This is a genomic window from Streptomyces sp. Ag109_O5-1 (genome assembly GCF_003814875.1).
Lineage (GTDB): Bacteria > Actinomycetota > Actinomycetes > Streptomycetales > Streptomycetaceae > Streptomyces > Streptomyces sasae.
Genome location: NZ_RKQF01000001.1, coordinates 5,105,514 through 5,120,542, shown reverse-complemented (window position 1 = coordinate 5,120,542; position 15,029 = coordinate 5,105,514). Strand labels below are relative to the sequence as shown.

The 15,029-nt window shown below is 69.1% G+C and carries 2 protein-coding genes (both cut by a window edge); both read left to right on the top strand.

Annotated features, from left to right (window positions below; translation table 11 throughout):
• Positions 1 to 608 carry the end of a non-ribosomal peptide synthase/polyketide synthase gene (locus tag EDD90_RS22950; RefSeq protein ID WP_123974827.1) on the top strand. The gene continues 28,333 nt to the left of window position 1, outside the view, so 608 of the gene's 28,941 nt are visible here — the last part of the coding sequence; its start codon lies beyond the left edge, outside the window; its stop codon occupies positions 606 to 608.
• A protein-coding gene (locus EDD90_RS22945; protein ID WP_123974826.1) for a non-ribosomal peptide synthase/polyketide synthase crosses the window boundary here: on the top strand, positions 608 to 15,029 show its 5' portion. The gene runs 4,970 nt beyond the window's last position; 14,422 of the gene's 19,392 nt are visible here — the first part of the coding sequence; the start codon lies at positions 608 to 610; the stop codon falls past the right edge of the window. Before EDD90_RS22950 ends, EDD90_RS22945 begins: the two co-directional genes overlap by 1 nt.

Here is a 15,029-nt window from a genome sequence, read left to right as displayed (position 1 = left end):
TCGAGCCGGGCGAGGTCGAGACGGTGCTCACCGCGCACCCGCAGATTGTCCAGGCCGCGGTCATCGCCCGGGAGGACACCACTGGCGACAAGCGCCTGGTGGCCTACGTCGTGCCGGTCGCTGCCGGGGATATGGAGGACCAAGACCAGGACCAGGACCAGGCGCTGGCCGGTGCGGTGCGGCAGTTCGTCGGCGCCCGGTTGCCCGAGCACCTGGTGCCCGCGGCGGTGGTGGTGCTGGAGGCGCTGCCGCTCACGGTGAACGGCAAGCTGGACCGCAAGGCCCTGCCCGCGCCGGAGGTCGCGACCACGGCCGCATCCGGCCGTGCCCCGGCCGGCCCGCGCGAGGAACTGCTGTGTCAGGCCTTCGCCGAGGTCCTCGGGCTGGAATCGGTCGGTGTGGACGACGACTTCTTCGATCTGGGCGGGCATTCACTGCTCGCGGTCCGGCTGATCAGCCGGGTCCGCACCCTCCTGGGAGCCGAGGTCGACATCCGCGCCCTGTTCGAAACCCCGACCGCCGCCGGCCTGGCGGAGCACATAGGCAACCGAAAGTCGACCCGGCCCGCACTGCGGCCGATGCGTAACCGTAACTCGGAGGAGTCCTGATGATCCCGTTGTCGTACGCTCAGCAGCGTCTGTGGTTCATCGGGCAGCTGGAGGGTCCGAGCGCGACCTACAACGTCCCGGTTGTACTGCGATTGTCCGGTGAGATCGACGCGCAGGCTCTGGGTGCGGCGTTGCGGGATGTGCTTGGTCGGCACGAGGTGCTGCGCACGGTTTTCCCGACGGTCGATGGACAGCCGTTCCAGAACGTCCTTGCTTTGGAGCAGTTGGATTGGAGCCTGGAGGTCGTCGAAGTCTCTTCTGCCGACGTGGAGTCGGCGGTTGAAGAGGCGACGGGGTATGTGTTCGATCTAGCGGTTGAGGTGCCGGTACGAGCGCGGTTGATCTCGGCCGGTTCGGACGAGCATGTCCTGGTGGTGGTGGTGCACCACATCGCCAGTGACGGCTGGTCGAAGGGGCCGCTGGCGCGGGATGTCTCAGCCGCGTACGCCGCGCGGTGCGAGGGGCGGGCTCCGGTGTGGGAGCCGCTGCCGGTGCAGTACGCGGACTACACGCTGTGGCAGCGCGAGTTGCTCGGTGACGAGCAGGACCCGGAGAGTGTGATCTCCCGGCAGGTCGCCTACTGGCGCCAGGCCCTCGACGGGGCGCCGGAGGAGCTGGCGCTGCCGGCCGACCGACCGCGCGCCGCGGTGCCCAGCCACCGCGGGCACGCCGTCCAGTTGGAGGTGCCGGCCGGGGTCCATGCCCGGGTGCGGGAGGTCGCGCGTGAGCAGGGTGCGACGGTGTTCATGGTGGTGCAGGCAGCGCTGGCGGTCCTGCTGTCCAAGATGGGTGCGGGTACTGACATCCCGATCGGCTCTTCGGTTGCCGGGCGTACGGATGAGGCGCTCGATGATCTGGTCGGGTTCTTCGTCAACACCCTGGTGATACGCACGGACGTGTCGGGCGATCCGACGTTCGAGCAGGTCCTGTCTCGGGTGCGGAAAACAAGCCTCGGGGCATTCGCACACCAGGACGTGCCGTTCGAGCGGCTGGTGGAGGAGCTTGCCCCGGCCCGCTCGCTCTCCCGGCACCCGTTGTTCCAGGTGATGCTCACCGTCCAGAACAACGTCGGGGCGGTTCTGGAGCTGCCGGGGGCGCAGGTCGGCGAGCATGTGTCGGCCGGGGCGATGTCGGCTGCGAAATTCGACATCGCTGTGAGCTTGGGTGAGGTGTTTGATGCGGACGGCGTTCCGACCGGGCTCCGTGGTGAGCTGACCGGGTCGGCGGATCTGTTCGATCCGGAGACGGTGGCGGCGTTCGCTGGGCGTTTGGTGCGGGTGCTGGAGGCGGCGGTCATCGATCCGGAGCTGCGGGTCTCCGGGGTGGATGTGCTGGATGCGGATGAGCGGCGTCGGGTGTTGGTGGAGTGGAACGATACGGCGGTCGAGGTGTCCGGGGTGTTGGTCCCGGAGTTGATTGCTGAACAGGTGGCGCGGACGCCGGATGCTGTGGCGGTGGTGTTCGAGGGTGTGTCGGTGTCGTATGGGGAGTTGGATGCGCGGGCGAACCGGCTTGCCCGGTTGCTGATGGGCCGGGGTGTGGGGCGGGAGTCGCTGGTGGCGGTGTGCTTGCCGCGTTCGGTTGAGCTGGTTGTGGCGTTGCTGGCGGTGTGGAAGGCGGGGGGTGCGTATCTGCCGGTGGATCCGGAGTATCCGGCGGAGCGGATCGGGTTCATGCTGACCGATGCGGCACCGGTGGTGGTGCTGGCGGTGTCGGACACGGTGGGCTTGGTGCCGGACGGGGTGGCCGTGGTGGTGCTGGATGATCCGGCGGTGGTTTCGGCGGTGGCGGCGGGCAGCGGGGCTGCGGTGTCCGGTGTCGGTTGGTCGGCGGGGGGTGCGGCGTATGTGATTTATACGTCGGGTTCGACGGGGACGCCGAAGGGTGTGGTGGTGACCCATGGCGGGCTGGTCAATTATGTGGCGCGGTGTGTGCGGGTGTATCCGGAGTTGGCGGACAGCACGGTGGTGCATGCTTCGATTTCGTTCGACGCCGGGGTGACGGGGTTGTACGGGGCGTTGGTGTGTGGTGGGCGGGTGGTTCTGGCGGGGTTGGACGAGCAGTTGGCCGGGGTGTTGGACGGGCGGGGGCTGTCGTTTGTGAAGGCCACGCCCAGTCATCTGCCGTTGTTGGAGGCGTTGCCGCCGGTGTGTGCTCCGACCGGGCGGTTGATGGTGGGGGGCGAGGCGGTTTCGGCGGAGGCGCTGCGGGTGTGGCGGGATCGTCATCCGGGTGTGGCGGTGGTGAACCACTATGGGCCGACCGAGGTGACGGTGGGGTGTACGGATTATGTGCTGGGGTCGGTGGATGAGGATCGGGTCGGGGCGGTGCCGATCGGGCAGCCGATGTGGAACACCCGGGTGTTCGTGTTGGATGAGCGGCTTTCTCCGGTGCCGGTGGGGGTGGCGGGTGAGTTGTATGTGGCTGGGGCGCAGGTGGCGCGCGGGTATCTGGGGCGTGCGGGTCTGACCGCGGGCCGGTTTGTCGCCGACCCGTTCGACCCGGTCGGTGGTGGCCGGTTGTACCGGACCGGGGATGTGGTGCGCTGGGATGCCGATGGCAACCTGGTGTATCTGGGTCGTGCCGATGAGCAGGTGAAGGTCCGCGGCTACCGGATCGAGCCGGGTGAGATCCAGGCGGTCATCGCCGCGCACTCGCAGGTTGCCCAGGCCGCCGTGATCGCCCGGGAAGACGAGACGGGGGACAAGCGGCTGGTTGCCTACGTCGTTCCGGCGGCGGGGATGGAAGTTGTTCCGTCCGTGGTGCGGGAGCACGTCGGCGCCCGGTTGCCGGAGTACATGGTGCCGTCGGCGGTGGTGGTGCTGGAGGCCCTGCCGTTGACGGTGAACGGGAAGCTGGACCGCAGGGCGCTGCCGGCGCCTGACTTCACCGTGCTCGCTGGTTCCGGGCGTGGCCCGGCGAACGTGCGTGAGGAATTGCTGTGTCAGGCGTTCGCCGAGGTCCTGGGCCTGGAGTCCGTCGGCGTCGATGACGATTTCTTCGTCCTGGGTGGGCATTCGCTGCTGGCGGTGCGGTTGGTGAGCCGTATCCGGGCGGTGCTGGGTGTTGAGGTGTCGTTGCGGACGTTGTTCGAGGCTCCGACGGTGGCGGGTTTGGCGGCGCGGTTGTCGGGTGCTGGTGTGGCGCGTTCCGCGTTGGTGCCGCAGGTGCGTCCGGAGCGGTTGCCGCTGTCGTTCGCGCAGCAGCGGTTGTGGTTCATCGGGCAGTTGGAGGGCCCGAGTGCGACCTATAACAGCCCGGTCGTGGTGCGCTTGTCCGGTGGGGTCGACGAGGCTGCCCTGGCGGCGGCGTTGCGGGATGTGATCGGGCGGCACGAGGTGCTGCGCACCGTGTATCCCACGGCCGTGGACGGGCAGCCCTTCCAGCAGATCCTCGACCTCGACGATCTGGACTGGGAGCTGCGGGTCGTGGAGGTGGCCCCGGCTGATCTGCCTGAGCAGGTTGCGGCGGTGGCCGGGTACGCGTTCGATCTGGCGGTTGAGGTGCCGATCCGGGCGTGGCTGTTCACTGATGGCTCGGACGAGCATGTCCTGGTGGTGGTGGTGCATCACATCGCCGGGGACGGCTGGTCGACGGCGCCGTTGGCCAAGGATGTCTCGGGTGCGTATGCGGCGCGTCTTGAGGGGCGGGTGCCGGTGTGGGAGCCGTTGCCGGTGCAGTACGCGGACTACACGCTGTGGCAGCGTGAACTGCTCGGTGACGAGGACGATCCGGAGAGTGTGATCTCGCGGCAGGTCGCCTACTGGCGGCAGGCCCTCGACGGGGCGCCGGAGGAGCTGGCGCTGCCGGCCGACCGGCCGCGTCCGGCGGTGGCGAGTCATCGCGGGCACGCGGTGCCGTTGCGGGTTCCGGCCGAGGTGCACGGGCGGCTGCTGGCGGTGGCGCGGGAGCAGGGTGTGACGGTGTTCATGCTGCTGCAGGCCGCGCTGGCGGTGCTGGTCTCCAAGCTGGGTGCGGGTGAGGACATCCCGATCGGTTCGCCGGTCGCGGGGCGCACGGATGAGGCGCTGGACGATCTGGTCGGTTCGTTCGTCAACACCATGGTGGTGCGCACGGATCTGTCGGGGGATCCGACGTTCGAGCAGCTGCTGGCTCGGGTGCGTGAGGTGAGTCTGGCCGGGTTCGAGCATCAGGATGTGCCGTTCGAGCGGTTGGTGGAGGAACTCGCCCCGGCCCGCTCACTGTCCCGGCATCCGTTGTTCCAGGTGATGCTCACTCTGCAGAACAATGCCGACGCGGTGCTGGACCTGCCAGGGCTGAGTGCCCAGGGAGTCTCCTCGGGCGTGCAGGTGGCGAAGTTCGACCTGGACGTGACGGTGTCCGAGGTCTTCGCGGTGGAGGGTGCTCCGGCGGGGTTGCGGGGTGTGGTGATCGGGTCGGCGGATCTGTTTGATGCGGAGACGGTGGCGGTGATCGTCGGGCGTCTGGTGCGGGTGCTGGAGGCGGTTGTCGCCGATCCGGGGCTGCGGGTGTCCGGGGTGGATGTGCTGGATGCCGGTGAGCGGCGTCGGGTGCTGGTGGAGTGGAACGACACGGCGGCCGTGGTGCCGGCGGGGACGTTGCCGGAGTTGTTCGCTGCGCAGGTGGCGCGGACTCCGGATGCTGTGGCGGTGGTGTTCGAGGGTGTGTCGGTGTCGTATGCGGAGTTGGATGCGCGGGCGAACCGTCTGGCCCGCTACCTCTCCGGGCTGGGTGTGGGTGCGGAGTCTGTGGTGGGGGTGTGTCTGGAGCGGGGCGTGGAGCTGGTGGTGGCGTTGCTGGCGGTGTTGAAGACGGGGGCGGCGTATCTGCCGGTGGATCCGGAGCTGCCGGCCGAGCGGATCTCGTTCATGCTGGCGGATGCGGGTGCGGTGTGTGTGGTCACGGATGTGGCCTGCGGGGCCGGGGTGGCTGCGGGTTCGCTGCCGGTGGTGCTTGTGGACGATCCTCAGGTGGTTTCGACGGTGTCGTCGGTGTCGGCTGAGGCGTTGGACGTCTGTGTGTTGCCCGGGCAGTCGGCGTATGTGATCTACACGTCGGGTTCGACGGGGGTACCGAAGGGGGTTGTCACGCCGCATTGGGGAGCGGTCAACCTCATCTGGTGGCTGTTGGATGAGTACGGCCTGGGTGCGTCGGACCGGATCCTGCACAAGACCCCGATCGGTTTCGATGTGTCGGTGTGGGAGTTGTTCCTCCCGTTGGTCTGTGGTGCCAGGCTGGTCGTGGCGCGTCCGGGTGGGCACCGGGATCCGGCTTACCTCGTGGGGCTGGTGCGGGAGCAGGGGGTGACGGCAGTCGAATTCGTGCCGGCGATGCTGGAATTGTTCGTGGCTGAGCCGGCTGCGGGCGGGTGTGTGTCGCTGCGTCAGGTGTTCAGTGGTGGTGAGGAGTTGTCCACGGTCCTGCGTGACCGGTTCTTCGAGGTGCTGCCGGGTGCGCACCTGCACAACACCTATGGGCCGACCGAGGCGTCGGTGTCGGTGACTTCGCAGGAGTGTGTGCCTGGGATGGGTGAGACGGCTGTTCCGATCGGTAGGCCGATGTGGAACGTGCGGGCGTACGTGCTGGATGAGCGGCTTGCTCCGGTGCCGGTGGGTGTGGCGGGTGAGTTGTATCTGGCCGGTGTGCAGTTGGCGCGTGGGTATGTGGGGCGTGCGGGTCTGACCGCGGGCCGGTTCGTGGCCGACCCGTTCGACACCGACCCGGTCGGTGGTGGCCGGTTGTACCGGACCGGGGACGTGGTGCGCTGGGATGCCGATGGGGCGTTGGTGTTCGCGGGCCGGGCGGATGATCAGGTGAAGATCCGGGGGTTCCGGATCGAGCCGGGCGAGGTGCAGGCGGTCGTCGCCCGGCATCCGCAGGTCGCCCAGGCCGTGGTGATCGTCCGGGAGGACGCCGTTGGGGACAAGCGGCTGGTCGCCTACGTCGTCCCGGTGGCCGGGGACGGTGATGGTGTGGACGTCGACGGGTTGCCGTCCGTGCTGCGGGAGCATGTCGGCGCCCGGTTGCCGGAGTACATGGTGCCCTCGGCGGTGGTGGTGCTGGAGGCGCTGCCGTTGACGGTGAACGGCAAGCTGGACCGCAGGGCGCTGCCGGCGCCGGACTTCGCATCGCTCACCGGTTCCGGGCGTGCTCCGGCGAATGTGCGTGAGGAGGTGCTGTGTCAGGCGTTCGCCGAGGTCCTCGGGCTGGAATCGGTCGGCGTGGAGGACGACTTCTTCACCCTTGGTGGGCATTCGCTGCTGGCAGTACGTCTGGTGAGCCGTATCCGGGCGGTGCTGGGTGTTGAGGTGTCGTTGCGGACGTTGTTTGAGGCTCCGACGGTGGCGGGTTTGGCGGCGCGGTTGTCGGGTGCTGGTGTGGCGCGCTCCGCGTTGGTGCCGCAGGTGCGTCCGGAGCGGTTGCCGCTGTCGTTCGCGCAACAGCGGTTGTGGTTCATCGGGCAGTTGGAGGGGGCGAGCGCGCTCTACAACATCCCGACCGTCCTGGGGTTGTCCGGTGATGTCGACACGGCCGCGCTCGCGGCGGCGTTGCGGGATGTGATCGGGCGGCACGAGGTGCTGCGCACCGTGTTCCCCACGGCCGAGGACGGGCAGCCGTTCCAGCAGATCCTCGACCTCGACGATCTGGAGTGGGAGCTGCGGGTCGTGGAGGTGGCCCCGGCTGATCTGCCTGAGCAGGTTGCGGCGGTGGCCGGGTACGCGTTCGATCTGGCGGTCGAGGTGCCGATCCGGGCGTGGCTGTTCACCGATGGCTCGGACGAGCATGTCCTGGTGGTGGTGGTGCATCACATCGCCGGGGACGGCTGGTCGACGGCGCCGTTGGCCAAGGATGTCTCGGGTGCGTATGCGGCGCGTCTTGAGGGGCGGGCTCCGGTGTGGGAGCCGTTGCCGGTGCAGTACGCGGACTACACGCTGTGGCAGCGTGAACTGCTGGGCAGCGAGGACGATCCGGAGAGTGTGATCTCGCGGCAGGTCGCCTACTGGCGGCAGGTGCTGGCGGGTGCGCCGGAGGAGCTGGTGCTGCCGGCCGACCGGCAGCGTCCGGCGGTGGCGAGTCATCGCGGGCACGCGGTGCCGTTGCGGGTTTCGGCCGAGGTGCATGGGCGGCTGCTGCGGGTGGCGCGTGAGCAGGGTGTGACGGTGTTCATGCTGCTGCAGGCCGCGCTGGCGGTGCTGCTGGCGAGGCTGGGTGCGGGCACGGACATTCCGATCGGTGCGACGGTCGCGGGGCGTACGGATGAGGCGCTCGATGATCTGGTCGGGTTCTTCGTCAACACGCTGGTGATGCGCACGGATGTGTCGGGGGATCCGACGTTCGAGCAGCTGCTGGCTCGGGTGCGTGAGGTGAGTCTGGCCGGGTTCGAGCATCAGGATGTGCCGTTCGAGCGGTTGGTGGAGGAGCTGGCTCCGGCCCGCTCACTGTCCCGGCATCCGTTGTTCCAGGTGATGCTCACGGTGCAGAACAACGCCGCCGCGGAGCTGGAGCTGCCGGGCGTGCGGGCCGGCGGCCACGCGGCCTCGGCCGCGGCGGTGGCCGCGGCGAAGTTCGACCTGGACGTGACCGTCTCTGAGGTCTTCGATGCCGAGGGTGTCCCTGCTGGGCTTCATGGCGGGGTGATCGGGTCGGCGGATCTGTTCGATCCGGAGACGGTGGCGGTGATCGTCGGGCGTCTGGTGCGGGTGCTGGAGGCGGTTGTCGCCGATCCGGGGCTGCGGATCTCCGGGGTGGACGTGCTGGATGGCACGGAGCTGGACCGGGTGCTGGTGGAGTGGAACGACACGGCGGCCGAGGTGTCGGCGGGGACGGTTCCGGAGTTGTTCGCGGGGCAGGTGGCGCGGACTCCGGATGCTGTGGCGGTGGTGTTCGAGGGTGTGTCGGTGTCGTATGCGGAGTTGGATGCGCGGGCGAACCGTTTGGCCCGGTATCTGTGCGGGCTGGGTGTGGGTGCGGAGGCGGTGGTGGGTCTGTGTCTGCCGCGGGGTGTGGAGATGGTGGTGGCGTTGCTGGCGGTGTGGAAGGCCGGGGGTGCGTATGTGCCGGTGGATCCGGAGTATCCGGCGGAGCGGATCGCGTTCATGCTGGCTGATGCGGCGCCGGTGTGTGTGCTGACGGAGTCCGTGGTGGCCGGGGTGCTTTCCGGTGTGCAGGACGCGGCTGGTTCGGTGCCGGTGGTGGTGTTGGATGAGCCGCAGGTCGTCGCGGCGGTGTCGTCGATGGCGGATGGCGTGGTGCCGGATGTGTGTGTGGTGCCGGGGCAGTTGGCGTATGTGATCTATACGTCGGGGTCGACGGGGGTGCCGAAGGGTGTGGCGGTCTCGCATGGGGCGTTGGTGAATGCTGCTGCCGTGTTCTGCCCGGTTTTCGGGGCGGATGCGGGGGTTGGCGTGTTGCAGTTCGCGTCGTTCAGTTTCGATGCTTCGGTGCTGGATGTGGCGGTGGCGTTGACGTCGGGGGCGTATTTGGTGGTGGCCTCGTCGGCGCAGCGGGTGGACGCGGGGTTGTTGCGGGACCTGGTGGTCTCGGCCGGGGTGCGGGTGGCCAGTGTGGTGCCGAGTCTGCTGGAGGTGCTGGCGCCGGAGGATCTGGGGCCGGTGCGCCGGATGGTGGTGGGTTCGGAGGCGATCTCGCCGGGGACGGCCGGGGCGTGGGCGCGGGACCGGGTGTTGGTCAATACCTATGGTCCGACCGAGGCCGCGGTGATGGTGGCGGCTGGGGTGCTGGATCCGCAGGTGTCGGACGGGGTGGTGGTGCCGTTCGGTCGTCCGACGGGGAACAGTCGGGTGTTCGTGCTGGATGAGCGGCTGTGCCCGGTGCCGGTGGGTGTGGCGGGGGAGTTGTATCTGGCCGGTGTGCAGTTGGCGCGTGGGTATGTGGGGCGTGCGGGTCTGACGGCGGAGCGGTTCGTGGCCGACCCCTTCGACACCGCCCCGGCCGGTGGTGGCCGGTTGTACCGGACCGGGGATGTGGTGCGCTGGAGTGCCGAGGGCGAGCTGGTGTTCGTGGGGCGTGCTGATGAGCAGGTGAAGGTGCGTGGGTTCCGGATCGAGCCGGGTGAGATCCAGGCGGTCATCGCCGCGCACCCGCAGATCGCCCGGGCCGCGGTCATCGCCCGGGAGGACACCACTGGCGACAAGCGTCTGGTCGCCTACGTCGTCCCGGTGGCCGGGGACGGTGATGGTGTGGACGTCGACGGGTTGCCGTCCGTGGTGCGGGAGTTCGTGGCGTCGCGGTTGCCGGAGTACATGGTGCCGTCGGCGGTGGTGGTGCTGGAGGCGCTGCCGCTGACACCCAACGGGAAGCTGGACCGCAGGGCGCTGCCGGCGCCTGACTTCACCGCGCTCACGGGTTCCGGGCGTGGCCCGGCGAACGTGCGTGAGGAATTGCTGTGTCAGGCGTTCGCCGAGGTCCTCGGGCTGAAATCGGTCGGCGTGGAGGACGACTTCTTCGCTCTGGGCGGGCATTCGCTGCTGGCGGTGCGCCTGGTGGAGTGGTTGCGGGTGCGGGGTGTGTCGGTGTCGGTGCGGACGCTGTTTGAGGCTCCGACGCCGGCGAGGCTGGCGGCTGCGTCGGGTGCGGTGTCGGTTTCGGTGCCGGAGAACCTGATTCCGGACGGGGCGCAGGTGATCACGCCGGAGATGCTGCCGCTGGTGGAGCTGACCGAGGCCGAGATCCAGGCTGTGGTTTCCAGGGTCGAGGGTGGTGCGGGCAATGTCGCGGACATCTACCCGCTGGCTCCGCTGCAGGAAGGGATTCTGTTCCACCACCTGCTGGCCGACGGCGGTGACGACACTTATGCGACGCCGTTCGTGCTGGAGTTCGATGACCGGTCCCGGGTGGACGGGTTCGTCGCTGCGTTGCAGCAGGTGGTCGACCGGCATGATGTGTTCCGGACCTCGGTGGTGTGGCAGGGGTTGCGGGAGCCGGTGCAGGTGGTGTGGCGTTCGGCGGCGTTGTCGGTGACCGAGGTGAGCCTTGCCGCCGCGGACGGCACCGATTTGGCGGCGGACCTGATTTCTGCGGTCGGGCTGTCGATGGATCTGGGGCGTGCGCCGCTGCTCGATGTGCATGTGGCCGAGGTCTCTGGTGGCCGGTGGCTGGGGCTGGTGCGGACGCATCATCTGGTGCAGGACCACACCGCGATGGATGTCGTGCTGGACGAGATCCAGACGATCCTGGCCGGGCGTGCCGAGACGCTGCCGGAGCCGTTGCCGTTCCGGGACTTCGTGGCCCAGGCCCGGGCCGGGCTGGCGACTGGGGAGCACGAGGAGTTCTTCCGGGAGCTTTTGGCCGGGGTGGAGGAGCCGACCGCGGCGTTCGGAGTCAGCGACGTGCGCGGTGACGGTTCGGACGCGATGCGGGCGACCATGCCTCTGGATGCCGGTGTGGCGGTGCGGCTGCGGGAAGTCTCGCGGAGTCTGGGGGCCAGTCCTGCCACGGTGATGCATGTGGCGTGGTCACGGGTGCTGGCGGTGGTTGCGGGCCGTGACGACGTGGTGTTCGGCACGGTGCTGTTCGGGCGGATGAACGCGGGCGCCGGCTCGGACCGGGTGCCTGGACTGTTCATCAACACCCTGCCGGTGCGGGTGCGCACCGGTGAGCTGAAGGCTCTGGATGCGGTCACGGCGATGCGTGGGCAACTGGCCGGGCTGCTGGAGCACGAGCACGCGCCGTTGGCGGTGGCCCAGCGGGTCAGCGCGGTGCCGGCGGACGAGCCGTTGTTCACCACGCTGCTCAACTACCGGCACAGCACCGTCGACGGGTCTCGGGGTGCTGAGAGTGGCGGTGCGGCCCACGGCGATGGGTTCGAGGGTGTCCGGCAGGTGTTCTCCCGTGAGCGGACCAACTATCCGTTGTCGGTGTCGGTCGATGACGACGGTGTTGGTCTCCGTCTGGTGGTTGATGCGGTCGGGTCGATCGATCCGCGGGCGGTTGCCGGGATGCTGCATACGGCGGTCGGTGACCTGGTGGCGGCGTTGGAGGAGGGCCTGGAGGGCGGTGCGCAGGTGCCGCTGTCGGCGGTGGGCGTGCTGGATGCCGGTGAGCGGCGTCGGGTGCTGGTGGAGTGGAACGACACGGCGGCCGAGGTGCCGGCGGGGACGGTGCCGGAGTTGTTCGCGGGGCAGGTGGCGCGGACGCCGGATGCTGTGGCGGTGGTGTTCGAGGGCGTGTCGGTGTCGTATGCGGAGTTGGATGCGCGGGCGAACCGTTTGGCCCGGTATCTGTGCGGGCTGGGTGTGGGTGCGGAGGCGGTGGTGGGTCTGTGTCTGCCGCGGGGTGTGGAGATGGTGGTGGCGTTGCTGGCGGTGTGGAAGGCCGGGGGTGCGTATGTGCCGGTGGATCCGGAGTATCCGGCGGAGCGGATCGCGTTCATGCTGGCTGATGCGGCGCCGGTGTGTGTGCTGACGGAGTCCGTGGTGGCCGGGGTGCTTTCCGGTGTGCAGGACGCGGCTGGTTCGGTGCCGGTGGTGGTGTTGGATGAGCCGCAAGTCGCCGCGGCGGTGTCGTCGTTGCCCGACGGACTGGTGCCGGATGTCCATGTGGTGCCGGGGCAGTTGGCGTATATGATCTACACCTCGGGGTCGACGGGGGCGCCGAAGGGCGTGGCGGTCTCGCATGGGGCGTTGGTGAATGCTGCTGCCGTGTTCTGCCCGGTTTTCGGGGCGGATGCGGGGGTTGGCGTGTTGCAGTTCGCGTCGTTCAGTTTCGATGCTTCGGTGCTGGATGTGGCGGTGGCGTTGACGTCGGGGGCGTATTTGGTGGTGGCCTCGTCGGCGCAGCGGGTGGACGCGGGGTTGTTGCGGGACCTGGTGGTCTCGGCCGGGGTGCGGGTGGCCAGTGTGGTGCCGAGTCTGCTGGAGGTGCTGGCGCCGGAGGATCTGGGGCCGGTGCGCCGGATGGTGGTGGGTTCGGAGGCGATCTCGCCGGGGACGGCCGGGGCGTGGGCGCGGGACCGGGTGTTGGTCAATACCTATGGTCCGACCGAGGCCGCGGTGATGGTGGCGGCTGGGGTGCTGGATCCGCAGGTGTCGGACGGGGTGGTGGTGCCGTTCGGTCGTCCGACGGGGAACAGTCGGGTGTTCGTGCTGGATGAGTCGTTGTGTCCGGTGCCGGTGGGTGTGGCGGGGGAGTTGTATCTGGCCGGTGTGCAGTTGGCGCGTGGGTATGTGGGGCGTGCGGGTCTGACGGCGGAGCGGTTCGTGGCCGACCCGTTCGACACCGACCCGGCCGGTGGTGGCCGGTTGTACCGGACCGGGGATGTGGTGCGCTGGAGTGCCGAGGGCGAGCTGGTGTACCTGGGCCGGGCTGATGAGCAGGTGAAGGTGCGTGGGTTCCGGATCGAGCCGGGTGAGATCCAGGCGGTCATCGCCGCGCACCCGCAGATCGCTCAGGCCGCGGTCATCGCCCGGGAGGACACCACTGGCGACAAGCGTCTGGTCGCCTACGTCGTCCCGGTGGCCGGGGACGGTGATGGTGTGGACGTCGACGGGTTGCCGTCCGTGGTGCGGGAGCGTGTCGGCGCCCGGTTGCCGGAGTACATGGTGCCGTCGGCGGTGGTGGTGCTCGAGGCGCTGCCGCTGACACCCAACGGGAAGCTGGACCGCAAGGCGCTGCCGGCGCCTGACTTCACCGCGCTCACCGGTTCCGGGCGTGGCCCGGCCAACGTGCGTGAGGAATTGCTGTGTCAGGCGTTCGCCGAGGTCCTGGGCCTGGAGTCCGTCGGCGTCGATGACGACTTCTTCGTCCTGGGCGGTCATTCGCTGCTGGCGGTGCGCCTGGTGAGCCGTATCCGGGCGGTGCTGGGTGTTGAGGTGTCGTTGCGGACGTTGTTTGAGGCTCCGACGGTGGCGGGTTTGGCGGCGCGGTTGTCGGGTGCTGGTGTGGCGCGGGCGGCGTTGGTGCCGCAGGTGCGTCCGGAGCGGTTGCCGCTGTCGTTCGCGCAGCAGCGGTTGTGGTTCATCGGGCAGTTGGAGGGGGCGAGCGCGCTCTACAACATCCCGACGGCACTGGGGTTGTCCGGTGATGTGGACACGGCCGCGCTCGCGGCTGCGTTGCGGGATGTGATCGGGCGGCACGAGGTGCTGCGCACGGTGTTCCCCACGGCCGCGGACGGGGAGCCCTTCCAGCAGATCCTCGACATCGAGGACCTGGACTGGGAGCTGGAGGCGGTCGAGGTGGCTGCCGGGCAGCTGGCGGATGCGGTCGCACGCGCAACGGAGTACGCGTTCGATCTGGCGGTTGAGGTGCCGATCCGGGCGTGGCTGTTCACTGATGGCTCGGACGAGCATGTCCTGGTGGTGGTGGTGCATCACATCGCCGGGGACGGCTGGTCGACGGCGCCGTTGGCCAAGGATGTCTCGGGTGCGTATGCGGCGCGTCTTGAGGGGCGGGTGCCGGTGTGGGAGCCGTTGCCGGTGCAGTACGCGGACTACACGCTGTGGCAGCGTGAACTGCTCGGTGACGAGGACGATCCGGGGAGTGTGATCTCGCGGCAGGTCGCCTACTGGCGGCAGGTGCTGGCGGGTGCGCCGGAGGAGCTGGTGCTGCCGGCCGACCGGCAGCGTCCGGCGGTGGCGAGTCATCGCGGGCACGCGGTGCCGTTGCGGGTTTCGGCCGAGGTGCACGGGCGGCTGCTGGCGGTGGCGCGTGAGCAGGGTGTGACGGTGTTCATGCTGCTGCAGGCCGCGCTGGCGGTGCTGCTGGCGAAGCTGGGTGCGGGCACCGACATTCCGATCGGTGCGACGGTCGCGGGGCGTACGGATGAGGCGCTCGATGATCTGGTCGGGTTCTTCGTCAACACGCTGGTGATGCGCACGGATGTGTCGGGGGATCCGACGTTCGAGCAGCTGCTGGCTCGGGTGCGGCAGACGAGCCTGGCCGGGTTCGAGCATCAGGACGTGCCGTTCGAGCGGCTGGTGGAGGAGCTGGCTCCGGCCCGGTCGCTGTCCCGGCATCCGTTGTTCCAGGTGATGCTCATCGTGCAGAACAACGCCGCCGCGGAGCTGGAGCTGCCGGGCGTGCGGGCCGGCGGCCACGCGGCCTCGGCCGCGGCGGTGGCCGCGGCGAAGTTCGACCTGGACGTGACCGTCTCTGAGGTCTTCGATGCCGAGGGTGTCCCTGCTGGGCTTCATGGCGGGGTGATCGGGTCGTCGGATCTGTTCGATCCGGAGACGGTGGCGGTGATCGTCGGGCGTCTGGTGCGGGTGCTGGAGGCGGTTGTCGCCGATCCGGGGCTGAGGATCTCCGGGGTGGATGTGCTGGATGCCGGTGAGCGGCGTCGGGTGCTGGTGGAGTGGAACGACACCGATGTGGTGGTGTCGGGTGAGTTGGTGCCGGATTTGATCGCGGCGCAGGCGGCGCGGGTTCCGGATTCTCGGGCGGTGGTGTGTGAGGGGGTGGAGGTTTCCTACGCGGAGTTGG